A 24,064-nucleotide genomic window follows, 5' to 3' on the forward strand; every position below is an offset into this window, starting at 1 on the left:
CGCTACGGTTCCTGCGGGCTGCGATCGGCCACCGTTCTAGCGTCGCCGGCCGTCACTCGTTGGCGCCCGAACTCGAGCCGCTTCCGGTCCCCGTGTACTCGCTCCCGATGACCTCGCGCAAACGTTCGGCGGTCACCTCGCCGACGCCGTCGGCCTCACGTAACTCGTCCTCGCTCGCGATCATCACCGCCTCGACAGTCCCGAAGGTCTCGAGCAGCGAGCGGGCGGTCACCGGGCCAACGTCGGCGATCGAGGAGACGACGTACTCCTGTTGCTCGCTCAGGGTCTTCGCCCCCTTCTCGCCGTGGACGGACACCTCGCGGTTCGAGAGCTGTTGTTCGCGCTTGGCGATCGTCGCGAGCAACTCCGTCGTGTCGTCCTCGCTCTCGCTCCGGAGTATGCTCGCGCCAAAGTCGACCGCCAGGCTCGAGAGCGCCCCGCGGATCGCGTTCGGATGGACGTCGCGCTGTTCGTACAGGCCCTCGCCCTCGACGATGACGACCGGGCGGGAGTAGTGCCGGGCCATCGCGCCCACCTGCTCGAACACCGAACGGTCGCCGCCGACGAGCGAGTCGACGAAGTCCGCGGCCGACTTTCGCTCGACCACCACGCGGTCCGAGCAGACGTAGTCGCCGACGTCGAGCGTTTCCAGACGGATTTCGATCTCCTCGCGCCTCGAGAGTTCACGGGCGATATTCGCGTCCATCTCGCGCTGGTCGGCGACGATTTCGACCGTATCGCCCTCGGCGCTGGGTTCGTGGGTTTCGACCGCTGCAGCTTCTTCGTGGGTCCCGTCAGGTTCGCCGTTGCTGTCCTCGTCGTCCGTTTCACCCTCGTCGCTCGAGTTGACCCCGTCGCTCGAGTCCGTCGCGTCGCCGACGAAATCCTGCAGTCCAGGCTGGCTGCTCCTTTCCTGACTCTCACTCGAGATGCCGCTCTCCGATGCGGGTTTCGACCCACCCGACGCCGCGGATGTCCCGCTCTCGAACGCCTCGAGGGATTGCTGGGCGTCGTCGAGTTCGGCCTCGAGGTCGCTGGCCATCCCCTTGAGTTCCCGGAGTTCGCTCTCCATCTCCTTCTCGCGACGCCGCGAGATCCAGAAGTACGCCTCGTCGCGGGTGTCCTCGGCCATCAAAACGACGACGCGCCCCTCCGCCTGGCGGCCGGTTCGACCCTTGCGCTGAATCGACCGGATGGCCGTCGGGACGGGTTCGTAAAAGAGCACGAGGTCGACCTCGGGGACGTCCAGCCCCTCCTCGGCGACCGACGTCGAGACGAGCACCTCGAACTCGCCGGCCCGGAAGTCGTCGAGCACCTCCTGCTGTTGTTTCTGGGTCATCCCGTCGCTGCCCTCGCGGTCGCCCTGCCCGACGAAGCGCTTCGCGTCGAAGCTCGTGTTCAGGAACTCGGTCAGCGCCTCGGCCGTGTCCCTGGATTCGGTGAAGACGATGACGCGCTCGCCGCCCTCGAGCCCCAGCGTTTCGGCCAGGAGCATCCGCGTCTTGCGGTATTTGGGGTGGAGTTCGTCGAAGGACTCCGCCCGGCGCATCGCTTCCCGGACTCGGGGGTCGCTCACCAGCCGCTGGCTCGCTTTCGATGCCCCCGAGCTGCGGGCCTGGTTGCGCTGGCGCTCGAAGTACCGCCGCAGCGCCTCGACGCTCTGGGTCTCCACGAGGGTGACGGCCTGGCGGAGTTTCATCACCTCCGCGTGGACGGACATGCCCTTGAACCCCTCCGACTGGTCGTTGTTGATCAGTTTCTGTAACTCCGCGCGCATTCGGTTGAGGTCCTTCTGGGACTGGTCGGGCTGGGTCGACCTGGCGACCCCCAGTTCTTTGAGCTTCTCGAGACGTTCCGTGATCACGTCGTTCAGGGCGTCCCTGATTTCGATGACGTCGTCGGGCAACTGGATGCGTTCCCACTCGACCTCGGTGTCGTGGGTGAACTCCGCGACGTCGGCGTCGTCCTCGGTCATCACCTCGACCTCCCGGAGCCCGAGGTTCGCACACACCTCGAGGATGGCCTCCTCGTCGCCACCGGGGGAGGCGCTCATCCCCGTCACGAGCGGGTCCGTGGCGTCGGCGTGGTAGCGCTCGGCGATGTAGTTGTAGGCGTAGTCGCCCGTAGCGCGGTGACACTCGTCGAAGGTGCAGTGCGTCACGTCGGCGAGGGAGATGCGAGAGCCCACGAGGTCGTTCTCGATCACCTGCGGCGTCGCCATGATCACGGTCGCCTCGTCCCACAGCGCCGCGCGGTCGTCCGGGCTCACGTCGCCGGTGAAGACGACGATCTCCTCGTCCGGGATCTGAAGGGCCTCGCGATAGAAGTCGGCGTGTTGCTGGACGAGGGGTTTCGTCGGTGCGAGCATCAGGGACTTGCCACCGACCTCGTCGAGGCGTCGAGCGGTCACGAGCAGGCTCACCGTCGTCTTGCCGAGTCCCGTCGGGAGACAGACGAGCGTGTGATCGTTCGCCGCGGTGCCGGCGAGTTTTAGCTGGTAGAGGCGCCGCTCGAGGAAGTCCGACTCGAGCAGCGGGTGGTCGATGGAGGGCGTTCCCTCGTCCGTCGCGGCCATTGACGCGAATTCGAGGCGGGATCGGTTAAGGGTTCTCGTACCGCGGTGAAAGTGGACAAAGCGGTTCCTGACTCTCTCGACGTACTCCTTCTAACTATCTGGGGAGTGTGCGATCAGCTATGGACGAAACGAGAACAGTGGACGGCACCCGTCGCGGCGGAATTTCCCTCCGATCGCTCTCGCGAGGCGACGTCCTCGAGGCCCTGGCGTTCGTGATCGGCGTCAACGTCGTCGGCGGGCTCCCCGCGGTTCTCGGCGGTCCCGACAGCGCCTGGTTCGAGAGCCTCGAGAAACCCGCCTACTACCCGCCCGAACTCGCGTTCCCGGTCGTCTGGACGCTCCTCTTTTTCCTGATGGGACTCGCCCTGTGGCTGGTGTGGCGGTCCTCGAGGGACGGCCGACGGCTGGCTTTCGGGCTGTTCGCCGTTCAGATGGCGTTCAACGTCGCCTGGACGCCGGTGTTCTTCCAGCTCGAGGAGGTGGCAGTGGCGCTCGTCGTCATCGTCGTCCTCTGGGTTCTCCTCGTCGCGACCATCGCGGCGTTTCGACGGGTCGACCGGCGTGCGGCGGCGCTGCTGTTGCCGTACCTCGCCTGGGTGACGTTCGCGGCCGTCCTGAACTATGGTATCTGGCGGTTGAACGCCTGAGTCGGCCGGAACTCGAGATAATCGGAGTACGGTCTGTCGCCTCGGACCTGGCCGACCTTCTCGCTATCGAGTCAGTTCTGGGTTCCCCTCCCGTCCACGTCGACGGGCGCGTCGTGGGCCTCGGACGCCCGCACTCGATCGGTGGCGTACGCGAGCGCGCGTTCGAAGGTCGCCGGGCCGTCGTAGGCCGTCTCGAAGAGCGACATGAACCGGCGGGCGAGTTCGTCGCACCTGGGGAAGCGAAAGACGTGACGAATCGTCCGCGAGGTGGACTCGAGGCCCTCACCGGTGGGACCGTCGGACGACTCGAGTTCGGGATAGGTCGTCGTGGTGATCGCGTACCCCGGCTGATCGTCGCCGTCGATAGAGGCGGGGGCAACTCGGACGCGCAGGTCTCCCGATTCGTGGCGGTACGTGACGTAGGTCATCTCGCGGTCGCTCGTCGCCGGCGTGTACCGTCTGTGGGTCTCGACGTGCCAGCCGGCTGGCGGGTCCTCGAGGTCCTCCTCGGTCATCGTCCACTGAAACGACCGGAACTGCCACGTTCGTATCGACTCGAGCAATATTTCCGGACTAGCGTCCTCCTATCCGACGGATGTCTGGTACTACTGGCGTAAACGAGGCGATTTGTGTGCGTCTGTCCGAGAATAACGCGGCGATCCGGACTATCGGTCGTTCGCCCGCGGATACTCCGCCGCGAACACGTCCTCGACCAGCGGTTCGCCGTCGGTGGTGTTCGCCGTGGCGTCGGGTTCCACCGGGCTGTCCGCACCGGGACTCACACTCCCCGTCCGGTAGCCGTGGAGGTCGAGGGTGACGTGATCGAACCCGAGCTCGAGCAGCGGGTCGCGGATCGCCTCGACGAACGCCGAGTCGAGGGCATCCTCGAGTTCGTCCGGGTCGATTTCGATGCGGGCGAGCCCGTCGTGGTCGCGTACGCGAAAGCCCTCGAACCCCCACTGGCGGACCAGTGCCTCTGCGCGCTCGATGCGCGACAGGCGGTCCTCGGTGACCGACAGCCCCGTCGGGATTCGCGAGGAGAGACAGGCCATCGACGGCTTGTCGGCCACGGAGAGGCCGTACGCCTCGGCCAGTTCTCTGACCGCCGACTTCGAGAGGTCGTGTGCGAGCAGCGGCGAGTGCACCTCGAGTTCCTCGACGGCGCGCAGACCGGGTCGGTGGCCGGCGCCGGGGTCGTCCGCGTTAGTCCCGTCACAGACCGTCTCGATGCCGAGTTCGCGGGCCTTCTCGAGCATCTTCCCCAGGCGCATCGTTCGACAGTGGTAACACCGCTCCTCGTCGTTCGCGACGAAGGCGTCGCTGTCGAGTTCGGAGAACTCGACGACCTCGTGGCGGATGCCGATCTCCTCGGCGACGCGTTTCGCGTCCTCGAGTTCCGATTCAGGGAGGGTCTCGCTCTTTGCCGTACAGGCGACCGCGTCCTCACCGAGGGCTTCGTGGGCGAGGGCCGCGACCGTACTCGAGTCGACGCCGCCGGAGAAGGCGACCAGGACGCCGTCGTGGGTGCGGAGGTCGTCGACGGCGGCCGCGCGTTTTGCCTCGAGGTCGAGGGTCATAGCCATCGTTTGACCTCGAGGGGCAAAAACGCGTTGTCACCGGTGTGGACTCGGCTCGAGTCGCCGTTCGAATCGGTCTACCGTGCTGGGCCGACCGTCGAGTAGGGTCTCGAAACCGGATGGCGTCTTTGAGGGTTCGCGTCGTAACCTGCGTGGAGAAAACACTTATACGCGGACTGACCACTTGGACTACTGATTTAATTCAAATGAATCGATACCATATCCCCGCTATCGTTCTTCTGGTGATCGGGGTCGGATTGCTGGTCGGTTTGGGGTACGCCGTCCTTTCGGAGCCATCGGCGGAACGGACGTACTCTATCGAGGAAGTTGGCTCCGTTACCAACTACGGGCCAGATACGGACAGCATGACCCCGACTTACAACTATTCCGAACTCTCATCGGAGGGGAAAGAGACGTTCCGAAAGACGCTCGACTCGGACGACGGCACGTACGTTGAAACCGGCGGTCGGGGGGAGTTTGCGCCGGATTTTCACCCGCCACAGGACACGCACTCCGGCGATCATCGCATTCGATACGACGACACCTATTACAATTTGGGCGTACAGAGTACTGACACCGGTGGATACGGCCTCGTCTTCGCCATTCCGTTCGTTCTCCTGACCAGTACGATATTCATCTCACTCGGCGCAGTTGGAGCGGGAATGTCTCGTCCCATCTTCCCGACGGCAATACTCGTCGGCCTCGGCTACCTCGTCGTCCGATCTGCCCTGTTCGAGCCCTCTGCCGGAACGCTTCCAGCCGGATTGTCTCGTGGCGACCTCGGGAGCAGCGTGTTGCTGATGATCGGCACGTACGTCGTTATTCGGGGACGATTCGTATGGAAACACCGATCCAGGTAGCGTCGTGAGCGGCCACGGTTCACAGAATCCTGGTGGAATCTAACCGTCGTCGTTCCGACGACATCGTGAAGAACGTTCACAACACGTCGCCGCGAACCGTCGCTCCCGCCTGCTCGCCCCGCCAGGCGTGGACCGCCTCCGCGGCCTCCTGGGCCTCCGCATCGTCCATTCCGAGCATCTCGAGCGCGCCCGACAGCGTGGGAAACGCCAGCTCGCTGTTTCGCACCTTCTCGAGGGCGTCGTCGCTGCGAACCCCGTCGGACCAGAGACAGACGCCCCGCGGGTCGAGCAACTGCGTGTAGTCCTCGCGTAAACGCGCGCCGCGGAGTCGCTGGGTCACGTTGTCCTCGAACCGGGCGTTGCAGACCTCGAGGTGGACCGGTTCGCCGTCGGCGAGCAACTGCGCGGCGAGACACTTCTCGGGAGCGGCGTGGCCGTTCGCGTTGGCCCGGAGGTACTCCGGATGGGCGCGTGCCCATTCGGCTCGAACCGACTTGCCGACGCCCTCGACGCCGTGGCTCTCCTCGAACTCGGCTTCCGCCTCTGGTTCGTCGCGCATCAGGATGTCCTTCGTCAGGTAGACGTCCAGGCGGTCGACGGGGTCGAGACCGAGCGCGAGGTCGCCGTATATCCACACCTCGTGGACGGGAACTGGCAGTGGATCCGAGTCGACGGTCTCGAGGATCGCCTCCACCCTGTCGACGGCGTCGGCCCGGCTGAATCCGCTCATGGCTCGAGGTTGGGGCGAGTCGGGCAAAACGGTTTTCCTCGACCTGTGCTGACCAGCGAACTCGCTCGATCGCCTCCGCAAACGCCGGTTTACGCCCGCTTGGACTCGTCGGTCCCGACGTACACCTCCTTCTCGGCTCTCGCGTGACGGGTGCCGTCCGCGGCAACGATGTCGACCGCATAGGTCCGGGTCGTGGAGGACTCGGTCTCGAGGACCGACTCGATTTCCTCGAGTTCTTCGTCCGAGAGCCGAAACCTGGCGTACAGCGTCTCTTTGGCCGGCTTCTCGAACTCGATCGTCGCGCCTTTGTCCCAGACGACGTAGGAGTCCTCGAGTGCCTGGACGAGCATTATCGCGTAAATCGGGTCGATGGCGGCGTAGATGCTCCCACCGAAGGTCGTCCCGAAGACGTTCTTCGTCCGCCAGCTACGCGGGATCGAGACGCGGACCTCCTGCCAGTCGCTCGCGATGTACTCGATTCGACCGCCGGCGAGTCGATACGCTGGAAAGAGATTGAAGCGATGGCGTGCGAGTTTCGTCCGAAGGGATTCGGGCATTGCGTGGGTGTATTGTCTCGAAGGGGCAAGGTAGCGCCTTCGATCCTGGCGTGTGGAGTGCTGGCTTCCACCCCCGAGTTCAGCGACGGACGGCGTACGCTTTTGTCACTTCCCGACGAATAGACAGCCGAGATGCGCCATCGAATCTTCAACGACGAGGGCGAGGAGGACCTCGTCTTCGTCATGGGCTTCGGGAATCGCTGGACTCACGAGAACGTCAGCTGGCTCGTCGGAACGCTCGCCAACGCCGGCTACCGCGTCCACGCGTTCGAACTCCCGACGAACATCGAGGACTTCAAAGCCGACTGGCTCGAGCCCGTCGCTGAGTACGTCGTCGACCTCGAGGACTATCAACTGCTGGCTCACAGCGCGGGCTCGCTCGTCGCCCAGGCGCTCGACGGCGCGGACAACCACGTCTACCTGAGTCCGTGGTGGGGGTACAACGAGCGGGTTCCCGACCCGATTCTCGACCTCCTCTCCCAGATTCCGACGAGTGCGCCGTTTCTCCCGCGCGGTGAGACCGACAGATCGGCCATCGGCGACCTCGCGACGGACCACCAGCTCGCGACGGGCCCGAAGTGGGTTTCGCCGTCGTTCGTCCGGGAGACGCGCCGCGCCCAGGGCGACCTCCTGGCGATCGACCACGACGCCGTCGTCTTCTGCTCGCTCAAAGATCCCATCATCGACCACCAGCCCATCGGCGAGCGGGTGCCGCCCGAACACGTGGTCCTCTACGACGGCGGTCACGAACTGTTCTCCTCGAGCGTCCGCGACCAGTACGTCGGCCTCCTGTTGACCGCGCTCGAGGGCGGGGCCGACGCGATCGAAGCCGCCCACGGGATCTACACGCTCGAGGAATCGGTCGGCCGTGGCGACGCTGTCGACGCCGACGCTGGTGACGCCGACACCGACGCAGGAGACGAAGCTGACGCCGTCGACGCGACTAACTAGACGTTGCAGCCAGCCAGAACCGACCAGTTTCAATCAGGGAGGAGCGACCAGTTACTGTCGGCGAGGAGCGAAACGCGTTTCCCCCCGAACCCGCTACCTCGAGTCGATGAACTGCAACCGGTGTGACGCCGAGGCGGTGATGCACGCCGCCTACTCGGGGGCGCACCTCTGTGAAGACCACTTCCTCGAGTCCGTCGACAAGCGGGTCCGACGCCGGATTCGCCGCGACGACCTGGTCCCGCGAGACGCAACTCCAGAAAACCCCCAGACGTGGGTAATCGGCCTCTCGGGCGGGAAGGACAGCGTCGTCCTGACCCAGATCCTCTCGGAGACGTTCGCCGAGGACCCCCGGATCGAACTCGTCTGTCTCACGATCCACGAGGGCATCGAGGGCTATCGCGACGAGAGCCTGGCGGCCTGCCTCGAGCTGACCGAGGACCTCGACATTCGTCACGAGGTGGTGAGCTACGAGGACGAGTTCGACGTCCGCATGGACCACGTCGTCGAGGACGACCCCGAAAACATGGCCGCCTGCGCGTACTGCGGCGTCTTCCGGCGCGACCTCCTCGAGAAGTACGCCGACCGCTTTGACGCCGACCTGATGCTCACCGGCCACAACCTCGACGACGAGGCCCAGACGGCCCTGATGAACTTCCTCGAGGGCGACGTCTCCCAGATCGCGAAGCACTTCGAAGCGAGCCTCGGCCCGCTCGACGAACGCCGGGACCAGGACAACTTCGTTCCCCGGGCCAAACCCCTCCGGGATGTCCCCGAGAAGGAGGTCGCTCTCTACGCCCACCTCCGGGACCTGCCCGCCCACATCACTGAGTGTCCCCACTCGAGCGAGGCCTATCGCGGCGAGATCCAGCAGCTTCTCTACGGCCTCGAGGAAGATCACCCCGGAACACGCCACTCCATCCTCTCGGGCTACGAGGAACTGGCCGGTATCGTCGCCGATCGCTACGACGAAGACGGCGACGACGCCGACCTCCAGGCGTGTACCGAGTGCGGCTCGACGACGACGCGGGAAGTCTGTCGAAAGTGCTCGTTGCTCGAGTCGATCCACGCGGTTTGAGTTCTCTCGAGGAATGTCTCGGCGTATTACGTCGTCGTACTCAGGAGTTCCACCCTCGTCAGTGGCGTCTCGAGAACGGCCGGCGGTGCTCGCGGAACCCACGTGTAGGTAGCGTCTCGCCGAGAGTCGCCACTTGAGGGTGTGAAAGCGTCGGTCGGCCAAAGTGGTGTGTCTGGTGTGGTGTCCTGCGGCGGCGGTGTGTCAGGGCCGCCACAGGTGGCCGACCGATGGTGTGTCGTGATTCGTGATTCGCGGTCGCGATTGCGTTGGTGTGTCAGTCGCGATTGCGTTGGTGTGTCGTTTCGGCTCGACGGTCGAACGGCTGACGGCTAGTCCCCGCGTTAGCGGATAACGTCGACGCCGTTGTTCCGCTCGACCTGGTCGCGGCCGCCGTCGCTCTGAGCACCGAAGCTCGAACTCGAGCCCGAGTGCGAGCGCGAACTCGAAGTCCGCCCGCCCGATCCTCGCTCCTGTGTCTGCTGGGAGCGAACGTTCTGGCTCGCGTCGAAGTCCGCTTCGGTCACGCCCTCCAGGCTGGCACGGGACTTGTCGGCCTGCTTCTGGGTACTCGGGCCGAGCACCTGCGCGCTCTGGACGCCGGTCATGATCGCCATGACCCGCACCTTGCCCTTGTAGCTCTCCTGGATCCGGGCGCCCCAGATCACGTTCGCCGAGGCCTCGAGGCGCTCGGTGATGTTGTCGGCGATTCCCTCGGCCTCCTTCAGCGTGAGGTCGGGGCCGCCGGTGATGTGGACCAGTCCGCCGGAGGCGCCGCGATAGTCGACGTCCAACAGCGGATGGTTCATCGCGTCGCGGACGACCTCCTCGGTCTTGTTCTTGTCCTGGGTCTCTCCCACGAGCATCACCGCGACGCCGCCCTGGTTCATGATCGTGGACATGTCCGCGTAGTCCAGGTTGATCAGGCTCGGCTGGGTGATCGTCTCGGAGATGCCCTTGACGGTCTCGGCGATGATCTGGTCCATCACCGAGAACGCCTTGCCGATCGGCAGATTCGGGACGTAGTCGAGCAGCCGGTTGTTGTCCAGGACGATGATCGAGTCGGCCTGCTCGCGCAGCTTCTCGAGGCCTTCCTCGGCCTTGACCGTGCGGGCGCGTTCGACGTTGAACGGCGTCGAGACCATCCCGACGACGATGGCGCCCTGCTCTTTGGCGATCTTCGAGGCGACGGGAGCGGCACCGGTTCCGGTACCGCCACCCATGCCGGCCGTGACGAAGACGAGGTCCGCGTCTCCGAGGACCTCCTTGATCGTGCCCTGGGCCATCTCGGTGGCACGCTCGCCCATCGAGGGGTCGCCGCCGGCACCCAGTCCGTTCGTGAGCGACTTGCCCACGAGGATCTTGGTGTCGGCCTCGATCATCTTCAGGTGCTGCTTGTCGGTGTTGATCGCGATCGTCTCTGCGCCTTCGACACCGATGTTGTACAGCCGGTTGATCGTGTTGTTGCCGGCTCCACCGCACCCGATGATGACGATTCGGGGCTCCCCGAACTCGTCGTCGTCGAGGGAGCCGTCCATGTTCTTGGCCTCTTCTTCGGCGTTCTCGAGGGCGTCTTGCACGATGTCCTGCATCGTTACACCTTCGCCCAGCCGCGTTTACCCGGCTGTTCGTGGCGACCCTCGTACTGGTCGTTGATCATTTCTCGCACGGCCGAACGGATAGCTTCGCTCCGGTTTGGAAACTCCCCGGTCTCGACCAGCTGTTCGACTTCTTCGATCTGCTGTTTCGGTATTCGCAGTGTCACACGCTCCATTATTGTATTCCCCGTATTGGGTAAGACGGTGCGCGCCCCTGTCAGACGCGGCGTGTCTTACACGTTGAATCGCCCGACTTCGGACGATTCCCGGGTGACTTCCACCCGCTGTAAGACAACCGTCTTACGCGACTGTAGCCAACAGGCTGCTATGTATTAAAACTATCGGCGTCCGTGACCGTCTGTGTCTTACGACGGAATCGTTTGTATGACAGTCACGACTGATTCGACTCGAGCACGTCCGCTGCGGGCGTTCGACGCCCACAGCTCGGACAGAACGCCCAGTCCGATCGCACCTCGTCCCCGCAGTCACAGAAGACGCGGTGGGTCGCCTTCTCCCCGCAGTTGGGACAGAAGACGTGTTCGGACTCGAGTCCCGTCCCGCACTGGCCACATGCGTGCGCGCCTCGAGCGGAATGGTCCTCCATCGAACGCGCCGGTTGGTCTCGCGTCGAGCCGTTCGAGGGGCTCGAGCGGTCGGCCGTGCGCGTTTCCTCAGCCGAGGTGGCAGCGGAAGCGGATTCGGTCTTGCGTGCGCGCGTCGCCTCGACGCCCTCGAGCGCGATGGAGACGTTGACGTCCTGGCCGCTCGACGAGTGACGAGCGGACAATCGCTGCTCGAGCAGGGAGTCGATCCGTTCCTCGAGCAGGGCGTCGAGGCTGTCGTCCGGAGCGTCGGCGCGAGCGTCGTCGGTCGGACGGGCGTCGACACCGTCTGTCGGCTGCTCGTCCAGGTACGCTCGGAGTGCCTCGCGCATGACCTCGCTCTTCGAGGCGTCGAAAGCCTCGAGTTCGGCGACGAGGTCGTCGTCCGCGCGGAACGTGATCTTTCCCATGGTCGATTCAGTTACCGACCATATTATAACTCATCCTATATGAAACTTCCCACGCGTCCGACGGGTGTCTCACACGGCACGAATAATAACCCTTATACCGCCTTCGTCTGCTACGTATGAGTGACCGCTCTTAGCTCAGCCTGGTAGAGCAGTCGACTGTAGATCGACTTGCCCCCCGTTCAAATCGGGGAGAGCGGACTGATCTTCCGGCCGTTCTGTAGTAGTTAGCGATTCCGACGTAAACGCAGACTACAGCGTACCTCCTACCGGATTCATTTTTCCGAAAACGGGCGTCAAAAGTGGAGTAGAACTTGAAACCCGTTGCGGGTCGCCTACTTCCTGCGATTTTGGGAGTGGAAACGGGGGTGGTCGACGTGGCAGTGAGCGACTGGGTTGCCGAGATCGGATCGACCTGTCGGCACTGCGGCGCCCGTTCCAGGCTGTCAGCGGCTGGTTCGGAGCTCGATGCTCGTCTCTTCGCTGGCCCCGAGTTCGTCGATGACGGTAAGCGTGACCGGCCACTCCACACACGGTTCCTCGAGTTCGACGCGAACTCGTTCGCCCTCGACCGTTCCGTATCCATCGATTTCCCACTCGTAAGACGCGATATCTCTCGAGCCACCGGACGAGGTGGAGGCGTCGAGGACAACCGTCGTCCCGGGTTCGAAGCGAGTCTCCTGGGCGTCCGATGGTTCCGTCTCGATGCGAGGCGTCGGCGCCTCGTAGCGTTCCTCGCTTACCTCCACGGTCCTCGTCGTCGATGCCGTCCACCCGTAGGAGTTACTTACCACGAGCGTCGCCTCGTACTGACCGCTCTCGTCGTAGGCGTACGCGATCGAATTGTCTGTGCTCGCGGTCGTTCGATCGGTCGTCCCATCACCGTCGAAGTCCCAGCGGAACTCGGCGGTCCCAGAGTCGCCGTCGAAGTCGCCGAAGGCGTCTGATCGGTTCTCGAAATGGACGGGCATCTCACGCAGAATTTCGTCGGGGACGACGGTGAAGGATGGGGCGGGTTCGGCTGATGCGGTGGCGTCGCCTCCTGCCACCACCGCGGCCAGGCCGAAGGTCTCCTCGCCAGCAGCCGAGAAGCCCCCGACGTACGCCGTTCCGTCGACCACCGCTGGTGGGGTGATAATCTCCGCGTTCCGCTGCGGTCGATACTGTCCGGTGGGATCGCCCGTATCGGGGTCGAGGGCGTATATTCCGGCCGCCTCCGTTCCGACGTAGACGGCCCCGTCAACCAGAACCGGAGAACTGCTTACGGTGACGCTCGAAGGGGCGAATCGCCACTGACGGTCACTGGTGGCCGAATCGACGGCGATCAGCCCGTCGCCGTCGAGGAAATAAACCGACCCGTCGGCGACGGCAGGTGACTGCTCGGTGAAAAACCTGGGCGTGAAGCCGGAGAGTTCCTCGCGCCATCGTTCCGTTCCATCCGGTGTAAACGCGAACAGTGCATTGTTCGTAGCGAAGAATACCTGTCCGTCGTCTATTGTCGGCGTCGAGAGGTTTCCGGGATTGCGTCCCGCGCGTGGGAGGTCTACGCGCCAGCGTTGGTCACCTGTGTTGGCGTCGACCGCGTACAGCGCGCCCTCACTGGCGTCCGTGCCGACGCCGAAGTATGCGACGCCGTTCGCGACGGCGACGCCGGTCACCTCCATTGGACTGCCGGGAACGTCGGCCTCGACGGACCATTCGACGGACCCGTCCGTCGCGTTCAGCGCGAATATCAGCCCGCCCTCGGGCGCGCGAGCGGCGGTGAAAACGGTACCGTCCGCGACCGTCGGCGATCCCTCGTAGTACGAGCTGTTGCCGAACGACCAGCGCTGCTCGCCGGTAGTGGCATCGAGGGCGAGCAACGGGCCGCCGTGGCCGCCGACGAGGACCAGCCCTTCGGCCACCGCAGGCGACGATTGCGCTACCGTCGTACGGGTGCGCCACCGCTCCGACCCGCCGGCGTCGACCGCGTGGACGACTCCCGAGTGGCCATCGTCAGCGTCGCCGCCGTCGCCGGTGTCGTTCGAGACGAAGTACAGCGTTCCGTCCGCTACCGCGGGTGCCGAGGCACAGCCGTACTCGCCGACGTTCCGGAACCGCCACGTCGCGTGGAGGCTTTCCGACGGGCCCGACAGGGGAGCGTTTCCGCGCTTCGCCGCGTCGAACTGTAGCTGAGGCCAGACGGGCTCGGAGGCGTCGCGGCTCTCGTCGTCCGCGAGACCTTCGCTGCTGAGTAACGTGCCGCCGAGCGCGAGACCCGTTGCGCCGAGGAGGTTTCGTCGAGTGAATCTCCGCATACCCACCGACTCTCTCGCTCTGGATATTATTATGGAACTTATTATACAGTTCCGTGACGTAGAAACGTGACGGGTGCAGTGAAGCCTACCGTCGTTTCTGGAGGCTCGAGGTTCATACGATCAGGGCGACCCGAGCCGAACGATTCTGTCGTCGCCGTCGATTGGAAACGACCCGGCATCCATGCCGTCGCGGTTCGACGTCGCGAGGAGCACGCTCCCGTCCGGGGCCTGTACGACGTTCCGAATTCGCCCGAATTCGTCTTCGAAGATACGGTGGGCGGTCACCGTGTAGGAGTCGTCTAGCCAGGCTGCGTCGTACCGTGTCGAATCGCCCTTGAGCGGCGGTTGTTCGGCATCGGGCGAGCGGAGCGTGAGGACGGTAACGTTCTGCCCCTGGAGCGTCCCGACGAGTACCCGGTCGCTCCAAGCGGGGATCGCGGTGCCGGTATAACGAATGCACGCGCTGGGCGCCCACGTGTCGTCCGGCCCAGTGTTGACGAGCGGCGGGGCGACATCCTCACGGGCGTCGTAGGACTCGTATTCGGGGTCGTCGGGACCTCCCTGAACGCCCGGCCAGCCGTAGTTCGCGCCGGGTCGGAGGACGGCCACTTCGTCGCGGCCGCCCGGCCCGTGGTCGACGCAAACGGGCGTGTCGTCGGCGAGCCAGGCGATTCCCTGCGGGTTGCGGTGCCCGTAGGAAAATACCCGGGGATCGGCGCCGTCGATGTCGGGATTGTCCGGTGAAGGCTCGCCGTCCGGCGTCAGCCTGAGAACCGTCCCCCCGAGGCTTCCGGGGTCCTGCGCGGGCGTTTTCTCAGCGGTCCCGACCGTGACCCAGAGCGCTCCGTCGGGACCGAACGTAATCTCGCCGCCAATCGTGTGGTCCCCGGCGATGCCTTCGAGGAGCACCTCGTGGGTCGCTTCCGGATCGCTCGCCTCTGCGTCGAACCGCCCGACGCGGTTCGCTCCGCCCACGTTGTAATACAGGTAGACGTACGCGGGATCCGGGTACGATGGATGGACGGCGATTCCCTGGATCGACTCGCCCGGCCACTCCTGTCGCCGCTCGTCGGGAACGTCGCCCGCCCGTATCGGATCGTCGGCCGCCTCGAGCAGCGTCTCCGCGTCCAGGCGCGTCAGTCGTCCCGCGCGTTCGGAGACGAAGACCTCGCCGGTGGGCGTAAACGCGACCTCCCAGGGGACCTCGAGGCCGACGAGCACCGGCGTGGGGTCGACGTCGGCCTCGAGCGGCGATTCGGGTGATTCGTCGCTGGAATCGTTCGAGGGTGTGTTTTCGGCGGATTCGTCTCCATCGCTCTCTCGATCCTCACCTCCATCCTCGTCCGGTTGTAACCCGCCAGCGCTGTCGGGCATCGAACAACCGGCGAGCACGGTGCTAGCGGCCGCAGTTGCGGCGAGCAGACGGCGACGGGAGAGTCGATTCGGCCGGGTAGGCATTTCGTGACCGTTCGTTTTCGAGATAAATAGCTCCGGCGAGGGCGGGGTGAGGGTGTCACAACCTCGAGGATGGGTCCCGAGGTGACCGAGAGCGGACCGCCGGTTTGCACGGCGAACTCCGAACCCGACCGCCTACCGCACGATCTGCGGCATCGCGTCCAGGCCTGCCACGTCGTAGGTTGCGGCTTCCGAAAGCACGACGTCCCGACAGTGATCCCGACGGACGAACGCCGAGTCCATTCCCACCCGGTGGGCGGCGAGCACGTCGCTCTCGCTATCCCCCACGTACAGCGCACGACCGGCCTCGACGTCGAGGTCGGCCAGCGCCCGCTCGAGATAGTGTCCGTTCGGCTTCTGCAACGCCAGGCTCTCGAGGGTCTTCTCCCGACCGTAATACGTCTCGAACAGGTGCTCGAGATCGAAGTACTCGAGGACGAACTCGATCGTAGTGTGGTGGTTGTTGCTGACGATCCCGCAGGGTTGCTCGAGTTGCTCGACCGCCTCAAGGTCGTCGTACGGCCCGCGCGTTCCGTCCCTGAACCGGCGAAACTGGGATCGTTCGTCGTGATCCTCCCAGGCCGTCCAGAACGACTCCGGCCCGAGGTCGTACCGGCGACAGAGTTCCCGGACTCGCTCGGCGGGGACGCCGTCACAGAGTTCGTCGACGACCGCCCGGTCGACGGTCTCGACGCCCATCGCTTCGAATGCGGCGGTCGTCGCCTCCGCCTGGACGTCGTCGGTCGGCGGGCGCACGAGCACGCCGTCGCTGTCGAAGATGACCGCGTCGTAGGCTGTCACTCGCGAACGTGCACGCCAGGATCACGTGATCGTTTCGGTCTTCTGGAGACGCCCGTTTCGGTGCCAAACGGCCTCCCCCGCAGTCGCCAGCCAACCGCTTTTTCCGCCGCTCGTAGTAGTGACGACCATGAGCGACCAGCCACCAGACGCTGACTCGAGTGCGGGTTCTAACCAGCGAGACCCCGACCCCGAACGCGTCCAGGAACGCGCACGAGAGCGCCAGTCGTCCCGAGCCGAATCGACCGAGGACATCCTCGAGACCGTCGAAGCGCGTCTCGGCGACCTCGAGTACCCGGTCTCGAGCGAGGAAATCGCGGCCGAGTACGGAAGTGAACCGATCGACCTGCCCAACGAGACCGAGACGATGGGGAGCGTCTTCGATCGGCTGGCCGGCGAGACCTACGACACGCCCGAGGAGGCACGCGAGGCGATCTTCGGGCAGCTGACCGGCGAGGCGGGCGGACGAACCGAGGCGAACCTGGAGCGCGACCTCGAGTCGCTAGACGAGGCGGAACAGGGGTCGCCGAGTGAGAGCGGGGGCAGCGGTCTCTGATCGAGCGAGTAGCGTCCGTCGTCCACCCCGTCTCGTTCATACCGTCTCGTTCGCCGAAGACCGCGACGACGCTTCCGTTTACCGCCCCCCCGTTTCGAGTCGACGAGCGTCGCGGCTCCAAACCAACCACCGTCTCCGGGCGCGTCGTCTACTCGTCCCCTCTCGGCATCCTCGAGAGCCACAGCCAGCCGGCGACCAGGGGGGCGTGGATCGTCGCGAGCGGGTAGGCGGTTCGATTGGGGTCGACCCCGAACCCGGCGGCCAGGCCGATAGCGGCGACGCCGATGAGTGCGATCAGGCCGGCCGTAACTCGCCGATCGGCGGGAAAGCCGATGGCTCGAGCGCCGGCCCAGCAGAGCGCGAGCGCGTAGGCGAGACTCCCGAGCGGCCAGTAGCGGAGGTACGAGGGCGTTGGCCCCGGTTGGTCGAGAAACGTCGGCAGGAGCGTGACGTGCCCGGTCTCGAGGACGACCGTCCCCCAGGGAAACAGCAGCGTCGTCCCGCTGGTTCGGATCACGACCCAGGGAACGACGCCGAGGGACAGCAGGGCGAGCCAGCGGACGATTCGATGGCGGCGATTCTGGCCACCTGTCCCCGATTCGGGACTCGTGTTGTCGGCCGCCTCGTCCGACTCGTTCACCTCGTCCGACTCGTCGACGGACGCCACGTTATCGGCCACCGCGGCTACCTCGGCCACCCGCGCGTTCAGAATGGCCGTGCACCCGCCGTTTCCCACCGCTGGTGATCGTTCGTCTCAGCACGCTCGAGCGTCCGTGACGCGGCGAAAAAAGCGTGGCGACCGCCTGCGACCGGAGAACTCATCACCGCGTGCCCGAACGAGTGGCGCATGTCGACGATTCTCGTGACGGGCTACGAACCGTTCGGCGAGTTCGAAACGAATCCGGCGAGCCAATTAGCCACAGCGCTCGACGGCACTCGAGTGGCAGGGGCGACCGTCGTCGGGCGCGAACTCCCGGTAGCCTTCGATCGGGCGCGTCCCGCGCTCGTCGAGCACCTCGAGCGCCACGACCCGACGCTAGTCGTCTCGCTCGGCCTGGCCGCCGGTCGACCCGCACTCTCGCTCGAGCGCGTGGGGATCAACCTCCGCGACACCGCGGGGACGCCGGACAACGACAACCGCTCGGTCGTCGACGACCCGGTCGACGTCGAGGGGCCGGACGCGTACTTCTCGACGCTCCCGGTTCGCCAAATGAGGACGGCTATGCGCGAGGCGGGCATTCCGACGACGCTGTCGACGTCGGCGGGCACCCACCTCTGTAACGACATCCTTTACGCGACTCGCCGGTACGTCGAGACGAACGATCTCGAGACTCGGTCGGGATTCGTCCACGTCCCGCTGAGCCACGAGCAGGCGGCCACCCGCGAGGCTACCCAGCCGAGCATGGCGCTCGAGACGATGCGACACGGGCTCGAGGTGGGGTTGAAGACGGCGCTCGAGGAGTGAACCGCACCAGTTGCGGGGCATTTGATATAGCGACCAGGTGTATATCTGCGCCACTTCTTCCGCCTGCTGGTTCACCTCTCGAGGCACTCGTGGACGCTCAGACGGCGAGTCATCCGACGATCGAGGGTGGCGGACGAGGACGACGGGTTCCGATTTCGCCCAATTGCCGATGGTGCCGCCCCGGGAAGTCTTCGTCCTCCGGGCCGAACGGCCGATAATGCCTCCGATGCGCGTCTGCTACGCCTGCGAACGAACGTTCGAGCCCCCTCGAGCCCGGTGTGACTGCGGCGAACCGCTGTGGCGGCCCATCGAGCCGCTCGAGCGCTGGCCCTCGGGCACTGGCTCGAGCGGGCGATCGATCTGGCGATACGACGCGGTGCTTCCGGCGAGCCAGCCAGCGGGCGACCTCGAGGCTGGCGGCGCGTCGATCTGGCGAAGCCGCTCTCTCGAAGGCTACGCAGGGGCGCGCGTATGGCTCGTTGACGAGGGGCGAAACCCGACGGGGAGCTTCAAGGACCGAGGAAGCGCCGTCGGCGTCGCGGCCGCCCTCGAGGCCGGGGTCGTTCGCGTCGGGACCGTCTCTCACGGCAACATGGCGAGAAGCGTAGCGGCGCACGCGGCGGCCGTTGGAATCGACTGCACCGTCCTGGTCCCTGCAGACATCGCCGAGGAGCGGATCCGAGCTATCGCCCGGTTCGACCCGCAAATCGTCCGCGTCCGCGGCGACTACGGCCGACTGTATTACGACGCCCTCGAACTCGGCCGTAGACACGGAATCCAGTTTCTCAACTCCGACGTTCCCCTCCGGGTCGCGGGCCAGAAGACGCTCGCGTTCGACCTCCTCGAGCGTATCCCGGACCTCGACGCCATCGTCCTCCCGGTCAGCAGCGGCGGCAACGCGAGCGCGGTCTGGAAGGGACTGCTGGAGTTGCGCGCCGGCGGATTGCTCGAGTCACTGCCGCGACTGTACCTGACCCAGGCGGCAGCTTGCGATCCGATCGCCGCGGCGTTCCGGTCGGGTCGAGAGCGCGTCGATCCCGCTGCGGACGTAAAAGCGACCGTCGCGTACTCTATCGCCAACGCCGACCCGCCGAGTGGCACCCGTGCGCTCGCGGCCGTTCGAGACACCGATGGCGCCGTCCTCTCGGTCGACGACGACGCGACCCTCGAGGCCCAGGACCGCCTGGCTCGCGACGCTGGCGTGCGCGTCGAACCCGCCTCGGCGACCACGCTCGCGGGGCTTCGCCGACTGACCGAACGCGGGGAAATCGACACTGACGAGACGGTCGCCTGCGTGCTGACAGGGCGCGGCTACGGCGGCGGGGGCGACGTTCCGACGACGCCCGTCGTCGACCAGGAGGACCTCGAGTCGGTACTCGAGTCCGCGTGACGTACGGTCTCGGGTCGGTGCTTGATCTCGAGTGAGACAGCCGGCGACGGTCCCGAGCAGGTGACGGCGCTACGGGGGGGGGGGCGCCGTAAGAGAGCGTACATAATACTCTTATTACCGGACGGTGTACGCCCGGGTATGGCAGACAAACCGACCTCCGGTGAGATTTTCGGCGTCCCGTACAACTTCGAGCGACCGAGTTTCGGCCGAATGCTCTCGTCGTACTGGCAACCCGGTAAGGGAATGCTCGTCGAGAAGCCATTCGGCGTCGGCTACACGCTCAACCTGGCCAACTGGCGCTCGTGGATCGTCGTCCTCATCGCGGGCGCACTGCTCTGGCAGGAACAGTCGCCGTCGTCGGAGTCGGACTCAGGCTCGGAGTCGGCGATCGATCCTGTCGAAGTGATCGTCGACGACGAGAGCGACGACTGAGCGGTCTCCAGTAGCACTTTTCGACCGTCTTTCGTTCGCCCGAGTCTCGACCTTCGAACCTCGAGTCTCTCTTCCCGTATGTCGAATTGGAATTCGACGACCTCGAGCGCCCGTTCTCTCCTTTCTCTCCCCCGTCGCGCGTCGACTCAGGCCTCGAGTGCTCGGTCGCGAACCCAGCCCTCGGCACCGAACTTCCGCTCGGCGAGGTCGGCCGCGGCCTCGAGTTCCCCGTCCCGCCACTCGCCTTCCTCGGCGTCACACCACTCTCCGAGCGCGCTGGCGAGGCAGTCGACGGCCTCCTCGCGGTCGATTCCCGCCTGCTCGCGGATGCTCGTGACGCGGTCCGTAAACGTCTGCGGCTCGATGTCCGCGGCGAAGACCCCGACGTGCGTTTCGGGCTCGAGGTCGAAACTCAACGAGCCGTGCTGGATGACGACGTCGCGCTGGCGGTACTGGGCGTTGCCGCTGATCTTCTTCGCCTCGGCTTCGCCTGCGGGGGCCACCACGTCGTGAGCCGGGTGGATGTCCCGAAGGTAACACGATGGGCGGTAGATGGCCTCCTGTTTCGCCCCCGCGAAGTCGGCGTCGACGCCCATCCGGGAGAACGCCTCCAGGATGGGTTCACAGAACATGGCATAACAGTCCATCAGGTCACCGGGGACTTCCGCGGCCGGGGCGACGATGGTGTAGGAGATGTCCGCCACGGAATCGTGGTAGATGCCGCCACCGCCGGTCTGGCGTCGGGTGACGCCGATCCCGTGCTCTTCGCAAAAGTCCCAGTCGACGGTGTCGGGTTCTTGCTGGTAGCCCAGCGAGAGCGTGCTCGGCTTCCAGTCGTAGACCCGAACGGTGCGCAGGTCGTCCTCGAGCGCCGTCTGCGCGGCGATTTCCTCGAGGGACATCTGGGTTGCTCCGTCCCTGGGGTCGTCCCTGATCAGGCGCCACTCGCGGTCGGCGAGGTCGGTCATACCCGTGTGCTCGTCGGCCACCGAGAAATGGATTCCGACGTGCGGTCACCGTCGACCGTCGACCATCGACGAATCTTCACATGAGCATCTGATTTAGATCCATCTAAAAATAGAATTCAGTAGTAACTACTTTATAGTTCGTGGGTGCTACGTCACGACAATGAGCGAGCGATCACGGTCGTCTGACGAACACACGATATCCCGCCGCCAGGCACTCGCGAGCGGCGCTGGGATCCTCGTGGCCGGGAGCGCGGGCTGTCTCGCGGGCCTCAGCGGGAGTCCGTCGAGGGGTGAGGACGGGTCGCCGGTCGTCGCGGCGTCGTTTTTCAGCTTCTACGACTTCGGGCGCAAGATAGCCGAGAACACGCCCGTCCAGGTGACGAACCTGATTCCGACCGGCCTCCACGGCCACGGCTGGGAACCGGACGCGAGCATCACGCGTGACATCATCGAGGCGGACGCGTTCGTCCACGTCGGCCCGGAGTTCCAGCCCTGGGCCGATCGGGCGATTCAGACCCTCGAGGACGACGGGGTCGACACGGCGTTGATCAACGCCCGCGAGGGCGTCGAACTGGTCTCGCTGGCAGCCAGCCTGGACCCGGAAGAAGAGGGCGTCGGCGACGGACGAGGCAAAGACCCGCACTTCTGGCTTGACCCACGGCGTGCGAAGCGCTCCGTCGACAACATTGCCGACGGCCTGATCGAGGTCGCCCCCGACCACGAGGAGACACTTCGGGAGAACGCTGAGGCGTACAAGACGGACGTCCTGGACCGGATCGACGCGGACTACGAGCGAATCTTCGAGACGGCTTCGCGGAACGTGGTCCAGCTCGCGGCTCACAACGCGTTCCAGTACGTCGGCGTTCGCTACGGCGTCGAGATGCGCCCGCTGGTCACGAACCTCGCTGCCAGCGGGAACGTGTCACCGAGCGACATCGTGGCAGCGAAAGAGGTCATCGAGGAGAACGACATCGAGTACATCGGTGCCGCGGTCTTCGAGACGCGCAAACCGGCCGAGCAGTTGCTCGCAGAGACGCCCGTCGAGGCCTACTTCCCCGTGACACCGTACGCCGGCGTCTACGAGGAGTGGGTCGATGCGGGCTGGGGGTACGAAGAGATTGCGTACAACATCAACATGCCCACGTTCAGCGTGGTCCTCGGCAACGAATCGCCGGAGAGCGCCGGACCGGACGGCTGGGCCGACGAGTGGCGAAATTTCGAGTGAGACACATGCAAACTACAGCTAATCAGGAGGCGCAGACGAACTCCGCTGACCCGAATACGCCCGTCATCGAACTGTCCGAGGTCGACTTCGGGTACACGTCCACTCCGGTCGTCGAGGACGTCTCGCTTCGTGTCGACCCCGGTGAGTACGTCGCCATTGTGGGCCCGAACGGCTCCGGAAAGTCGACGCTCATGCGACTCGCGCTCGGATTGCTCCGACCGGACCGGGGTGCCGCGCAGCTGTTCGACCAACCCGCCCACCGATTCGACGACGGCGCTCGAGTCGGCTACGTCGCCCAGCGGGCGAGTGCCTCGACGGAGATGCCGATCACGGTTCGCGAGGTCGTGAAGATGGGTCGGTTTCCCCACGTTCGCTTCGGCCGACTCGACGAGGCGGACTGGGCAATCGTCGACCGCGCCCTCGAGACGGTCGGCATGGACGCGTTCGCCGATCGGCGGATCACGAACCTCTCCGGTGGCCAGCGCCAGCGGGCGTTCATCGCGCGGGCGCTCGCGGGCGAGGCGGACCTGCTCGTCCTGGACGAACCGACCGTCGGCGTCGACGCCGAATCGGTCGAGGCGTTCTACGACCTGCTCGAGTCGCTCAACGCTTCGGGGATCACCGTCCTCCTGATCGAACACGATCTGGGCGCAGTGACCGCCCATGCCGACCGGATCGTCTGTCTCAATCGCGAGGTGTACTTCGACGGGACGGCGGAGGCGTTCGTCGAGAGCGACGCGCTCGGCCGGGCGTTCGGGGCGGCAGCGGCCATCGTAGGTGACCGCCGATGAGCCGGTCAATCGTCGGCCTGCTTGGGTCGAGCCCTCACGACCCGCTGCAATCGGGACCCGTCGACGTCGCCCTCGAGCCGCTGTACTGGCTGCTCGAGGCGTGGTACTGGCTCCTGTCCCAGCTGTACTACGCGACCGGGCTCGAGCTGATCCACCCCGAGTACGCGTTCATGCACCGGGCGATCCTGGTGGGGCTCTGCATCGGCGTGATGGCCCCGCTCATCGGCACCTTCCTGGTTCACCGCCAGCTCGCGCTCATCGGCGACGCCCTCGCACACACCGCGTTTGCGGGCGTCGCGGTCGGGCTGTTCATCAATGCGACCCTGTCGTTCTCGGTGTCGCCGTACCTGACGGCGATCGTCGTCGCGGTGATCGCTGCGTTGCTCATCGAACTCATCTCGGAGTACACCGACGCCTACAACGACGTCTCGATGGCGATCGTCCTCTCGACGGGGTTCGCCCTCGGGACGGTGCTCATCAGCCTCAACGCGGGCGGGCTCACCGTCTCGATCGACCAGTACCTCTTCGGGAACCTCTCTACAGTGTCAGCCGAAAACGCGGTCTTGCTGCTGGTGCTGTTCGCCGTCGTCGTCGGCACCGTCGCGCTCACCCGGAATCAACTGCTGTACGTCACCTTCGACGAGGTGGCCGCCGAGGTTGCGGGGATTCCCGTGCGCTGGTACAATCGGGTGATGGTGATGCTCACCGCGCTGGTCGTCGTCGGCGCGATGCAGATCATGGGCGTCATCCTCGTGGCAGCGATGCTGGTCGTCCCCGTCGCTGGCGCCTCGCAGGTCGCACGAAGCTTTTCGCAGGCGTTACTGACGTCGGTCGTCCTCGCCGAACTCGCCGTCGTCGTCGGCATCGGGGTCGCGTACTACGCCGAGGCGACCGCCGGCGGCGTCGTCGTGCTGGTCGCCGTTGCCATCTACGTCGGCTGCGTCGGCCTCGGCAAGCTCTTCGCCGGAACCCACCGCGAGGAGTCGGCGCCGGACGTCGACGCGATCGACGGTGACGGGACTCCCCTCGAGTGACCGATCGACTGTGACGGGACTCCCCTCGAGTGACCGATCGACTGTGACGGGGCTTCCCTCGAGTGACCGATCGACGG

General features: G+C 65.5%; 24 protein-coding genes and 1 tRNA gene. 12 read left to right on the forward strand and 13 right to left on the reverse strand.

What is annotated here, in order from left to right:
- Positions 1-52: 52 nt before the first annotated feature.
- On the reverse strand, positions 53-2,575 hold the full coding sequence (locus ACFQS4_RS05950) for a DEAD/DEAH box helicase (protein WP_497902741.1): 2,523 nt from the start codon (positions 2,573-2,575) through the stop codon (positions 53-55).
- A 119-nt stretch (positions 2,576-2,694) separates the two neighbouring features.
- On the opposite strand from ACFQS4_RS05950, the gene ACFQS4_RS05955 reads away from it, so the two are divergent.
- A complete protein-coding gene (locus ACFQS4_RS05955) occupies positions 2,695-3,222 on the forward strand; it encodes a TspO/MBR family protein (protein WP_497902742.1) in 528 nt (175 codons plus the stop codon).
- 71 nt (positions 3,223-3,293) lie between these two features.
- Here the strand turns inward: ACFQS4_RS05955 and ACFQS4_RS05960 are convergent, their stop codons facing one another.
- Positions 3,294-3,737, reverse strand: a complete 444-nt coding sequence (locus ACFQS4_RS05960) for a hypothetical protein (protein WP_497902743.1) — start codon at positions 3,735-3,737, stop codon at positions 3,294-3,296.
- A gap of 150 nt (positions 3,738-3,887) precedes the next feature.
- A complete protein-coding gene (larE, locus tag ACFQS4_RS05965; RefSeq protein ID WP_500192477.1) occupies positions 3,888-4,799 on the reverse strand; it encodes an ATP-dependent sacrificial sulfur transferase LarE in 912 nt (303 codons plus the stop codon).
- Between the two features lie 206 nt (positions 4,800-5,005).
- Between larE and ACFQS4_RS05970 the strand changes: the two genes are divergently transcribed.
- Positions 5,006-5,659: a DUF7979 domain-containing protein gene (locus ACFQS4_RS05970; RefSeq protein WP_497902745.1), complete on the forward strand. Its 654-nt coding sequence runs from the start codon at positions 5,006-5,008 to the stop codon at positions 5,657-5,659.
- A gap of 76 nt (positions 5,660-5,735) precedes the next feature.
- Here the strand turns inward: ACFQS4_RS05970 and ACFQS4_RS05975 are convergent, their stop codons facing one another.
- Both ACFQS4_RS05975 and ACFQS4_RS05980 read right to left on the reverse strand, forming a co-directional pair.
- Positions 5,736-6,389: a DUF7095 family protein gene (locus ACFQS4_RS05975; protein WP_497902746.1), complete on the reverse strand. Its 654-nt coding sequence runs from the start codon at positions 6,387-6,389 to the stop codon at positions 5,736-5,738.
- Positions 6,390-6,478: 89 nt separating this feature from the next.
- On the reverse strand, positions 6,479-6,946 hold the full coding sequence (locus tag ACFQS4_RS05980; protein ID WP_497902747.1) for a DUF4442 domain-containing protein: 468 nt from the start codon (positions 6,944-6,946) through the stop codon (positions 6,479-6,481).
- Between the two features lie 132 nt (positions 6,947-7,078).
- Between ACFQS4_RS05980 and ACFQS4_RS05985 the strand changes: the two genes are divergently transcribed.
- A complete protein-coding gene (locus tag ACFQS4_RS05985) occupies positions 7,079-7,897 on the forward strand; it encodes an alpha/beta fold hydrolase (RefSeq protein WP_497902748.1) in 819 nt (272 codons plus the stop codon).
- A 106-nt stretch (positions 7,898-8,003) separates the two neighbouring features.
- Positions 8,004-8,972, forward strand: a complete 969-nt coding sequence (gene ncsA, locus ACFQS4_RS05990; RefSeq protein ID WP_497902749.1) for a tRNA 2-thiolation protein NcsA — start codon at positions 8,004-8,006, stop codon at positions 8,970-8,972.
- A 341-nt stretch (positions 8,973-9,313) separates the two neighbouring features.
- Here ncsA and ftsZ read toward each other — a convergent pair whose 3' ends face one another.
- From ftsZ to ACFQS4_RS06005, 3 genes are all read right to left on the reverse strand, one after another.
- Complete coding sequence (gene ftsZ, locus ACFQS4_RS05995) at positions 9,314-10,561, reverse strand: cell division protein FtsZ (protein WP_497902750.1); 1,248 nt, start codon at positions 10,559-10,561, stop codon at positions 9,314-9,316.
- 2 nt (positions 10,562-10,563) lie between these two features.
- Positions 10,564-10,743, reverse strand: coding sequence for a transcriptional regulator CdrS (gene cdrS / locus ACFQS4_RS06000; RefSeq protein ID WP_253433115.1), 180 nt, complete (start codon positions 10,741-10,743; stop codon positions 10,564-10,566).
- A gap of 215 nt (positions 10,744-10,958) precedes the next feature.
- On the reverse strand, positions 10,959-11,579 hold the full coding sequence (locus ACFQS4_RS06005; RefSeq protein WP_497902751.1) for a double zinc ribbon domain-containing protein: 621 nt from the start codon (positions 11,577-11,579) through the stop codon (positions 10,959-10,961).
- Positions 11,580-11,703: 124 nt separating this feature from the next.
- Here ACFQS4_RS06005 and ACFQS4_RS06010 point away from each other — a divergent pair.
- Positions 11,704-11,777: transfer RNA gene (locus ACFQS4_RS06010), tRNA-Tyr, on the forward strand.
- Positions 11,778-12,022: 245 nt separating this feature from the next.
- On the opposite strand, the gene ACFQS4_RS06015 is transcribed toward ACFQS4_RS06010, so the two are convergent.
- From ACFQS4_RS06015 to ACFQS4_RS06025, 3 genes are all read right to left on the reverse strand, one after another.
- Positions 12,023-13,873 (reverse strand): outer membrane protein assembly factor BamB family protein, encoded by a 1,851-nt coding sequence (locus ACFQS4_RS06015; RefSeq protein ID WP_497902752.1) that lies wholly within the window; start codon positions 13,871-13,873, stop codon positions 12,023-12,025.
- A 120-nt stretch (positions 13,874-13,993) separates the two neighbouring features.
- Entirely contained in the window at positions 13,994-15,331 is a 1,338-nt protein-coding gene (locus tag ACFQS4_RS06020) for a PQQ-dependent sugar dehydrogenase (RefSeq protein ID WP_497902753.1), read from the reverse strand.
- 132 nt (positions 15,332-15,463) lie between these two features.
- Positions 15,464-16,129, reverse strand: a complete 666-nt coding sequence (locus tag ACFQS4_RS06025) for an HAD family hydrolase (protein WP_497902754.1) — start codon at positions 16,127-16,129, stop codon at positions 15,464-15,466.
- A 127-nt stretch (positions 16,130-16,256) separates the two neighbouring features.
- On the opposite strand from ACFQS4_RS06025, the gene ACFQS4_RS06030 reads away from it, so the two are divergent.
- Positions 16,257-16,682 carry a DUF5789 family protein gene (locus tag ACFQS4_RS06030; RefSeq protein ID WP_497902755.1) on the forward strand — a complete coding sequence of 142 codons (426 nt, stop codon included), beginning with the start codon at positions 16,257-16,259 and terminating at the stop codon, positions 16,680-16,682.
- A gap of 148 nt (positions 16,683-16,830) precedes the next feature.
- On the opposite strand, the gene ACFQS4_RS06035 is transcribed toward ACFQS4_RS06030, so the two are convergent.
- Positions 16,831-17,361, reverse strand: a complete 531-nt coding sequence (locus tag ACFQS4_RS06035; RefSeq protein WP_497902756.1) for a DUF8050 family protein — start codon at positions 17,359-17,361, stop codon at positions 16,831-16,833.
- A 168-nt stretch (positions 17,362-17,529) separates the two neighbouring features.
- Here ACFQS4_RS06035 and pcp point away from each other — a divergent pair, with 168 nt between their 5' ends.
- The 3 genes from pcp (at position 17,530) to ACFQS4_RS06050 (ending at position 19,969) form a co-directional block, all read left to right on the forward strand.
- On the forward strand, positions 17,530-18,147 hold the full coding sequence (pcp, locus tag ACFQS4_RS06040) for a pyroglutamyl-peptidase I (RefSeq protein WP_497902757.1): 618 nt from the start codon (positions 17,530-17,532) through the stop codon (positions 18,145-18,147).
- A gap of 217 nt (positions 18,148-18,364) precedes the next feature.
- Positions 18,365-19,537 carry a threonine synthase gene (gene thrC, locus ACFQS4_RS06045; RefSeq protein ID WP_497903156.1) on the forward strand — a complete coding sequence of 391 codons (1,173 nt, stop codon included), beginning with the start codon at positions 18,365-18,367 and terminating at the stop codon, positions 19,535-19,537.
- Between the two features lie 138 nt (positions 19,538-19,675).
- Positions 19,676-19,969, forward strand: coding sequence for a DUF5808 domain-containing protein (locus ACFQS4_RS06050; RefSeq protein ID WP_497902758.1), 294 nt, complete (start codon positions 19,676-19,678; stop codon positions 19,967-19,969).
- 146 nt (positions 19,970-20,115) lie between these two features.
- On the opposite strand, the gene ACFQS4_RS06055 is transcribed toward ACFQS4_RS06050, so the two are convergent.
- A complete protein-coding gene (locus ACFQS4_RS06055) occupies positions 20,116-20,937 on the reverse strand; it encodes a lipoate--protein ligase family protein (protein WP_497902759.1) in 822 nt (273 codons plus the stop codon).
- A gap of 160 nt (positions 20,938-21,097) precedes the next feature.
- On the opposite strand from ACFQS4_RS06055, the gene ACFQS4_RS06060 reads away from it, so the two are divergent.
- Genes ACFQS4_RS06060 through ACFQS4_RS06070 form a run of 3 tightly spaced genes read left to right on the forward strand, consistent with a single transcriptional unit; the run spans position 21,098 to position 23,987 of the window.
- Positions 21,098-22,162, forward strand: a complete 1,065-nt coding sequence (locus tag ACFQS4_RS06060) for a metal ABC transporter substrate-binding protein (RefSeq protein ID WP_497902760.1) — start codon at positions 21,098-21,100, stop codon at positions 22,160-22,162.
- A gap of 5 nt (positions 22,163-22,167) precedes the next feature.
- Positions 22,168-22,953 (forward strand): metal ABC transporter ATP-binding protein, encoded by a 786-nt coding sequence (locus ACFQS4_RS06065; RefSeq protein ID WP_497902761.1) that lies wholly within the window; start codon positions 22,168-22,170, stop codon positions 22,951-22,953.
- Complete coding sequence (locus tag ACFQS4_RS06070; RefSeq protein ID WP_497902762.1) at positions 22,950-23,987, forward strand: metal ABC transporter permease; 1,038 nt, start codon at positions 22,950-22,952, stop codon at positions 23,985-23,987. The genes ACFQS4_RS06065 and ACFQS4_RS06070 overlap by 4 nt, the downstream gene beginning before the upstream one ends.
- Positions 23,988-24,064: the final 77 nt, after the last annotated feature.

The sequence above is a fragment of the Saliphagus sp. GCM10025317 genome (assembly GCF_042663665.1).
Taxonomy (GTDB): domain Archaea; phylum Halobacteriota; class Halobacteria; order Halobacteriales; family Natrialbaceae; genus Natronosalvus.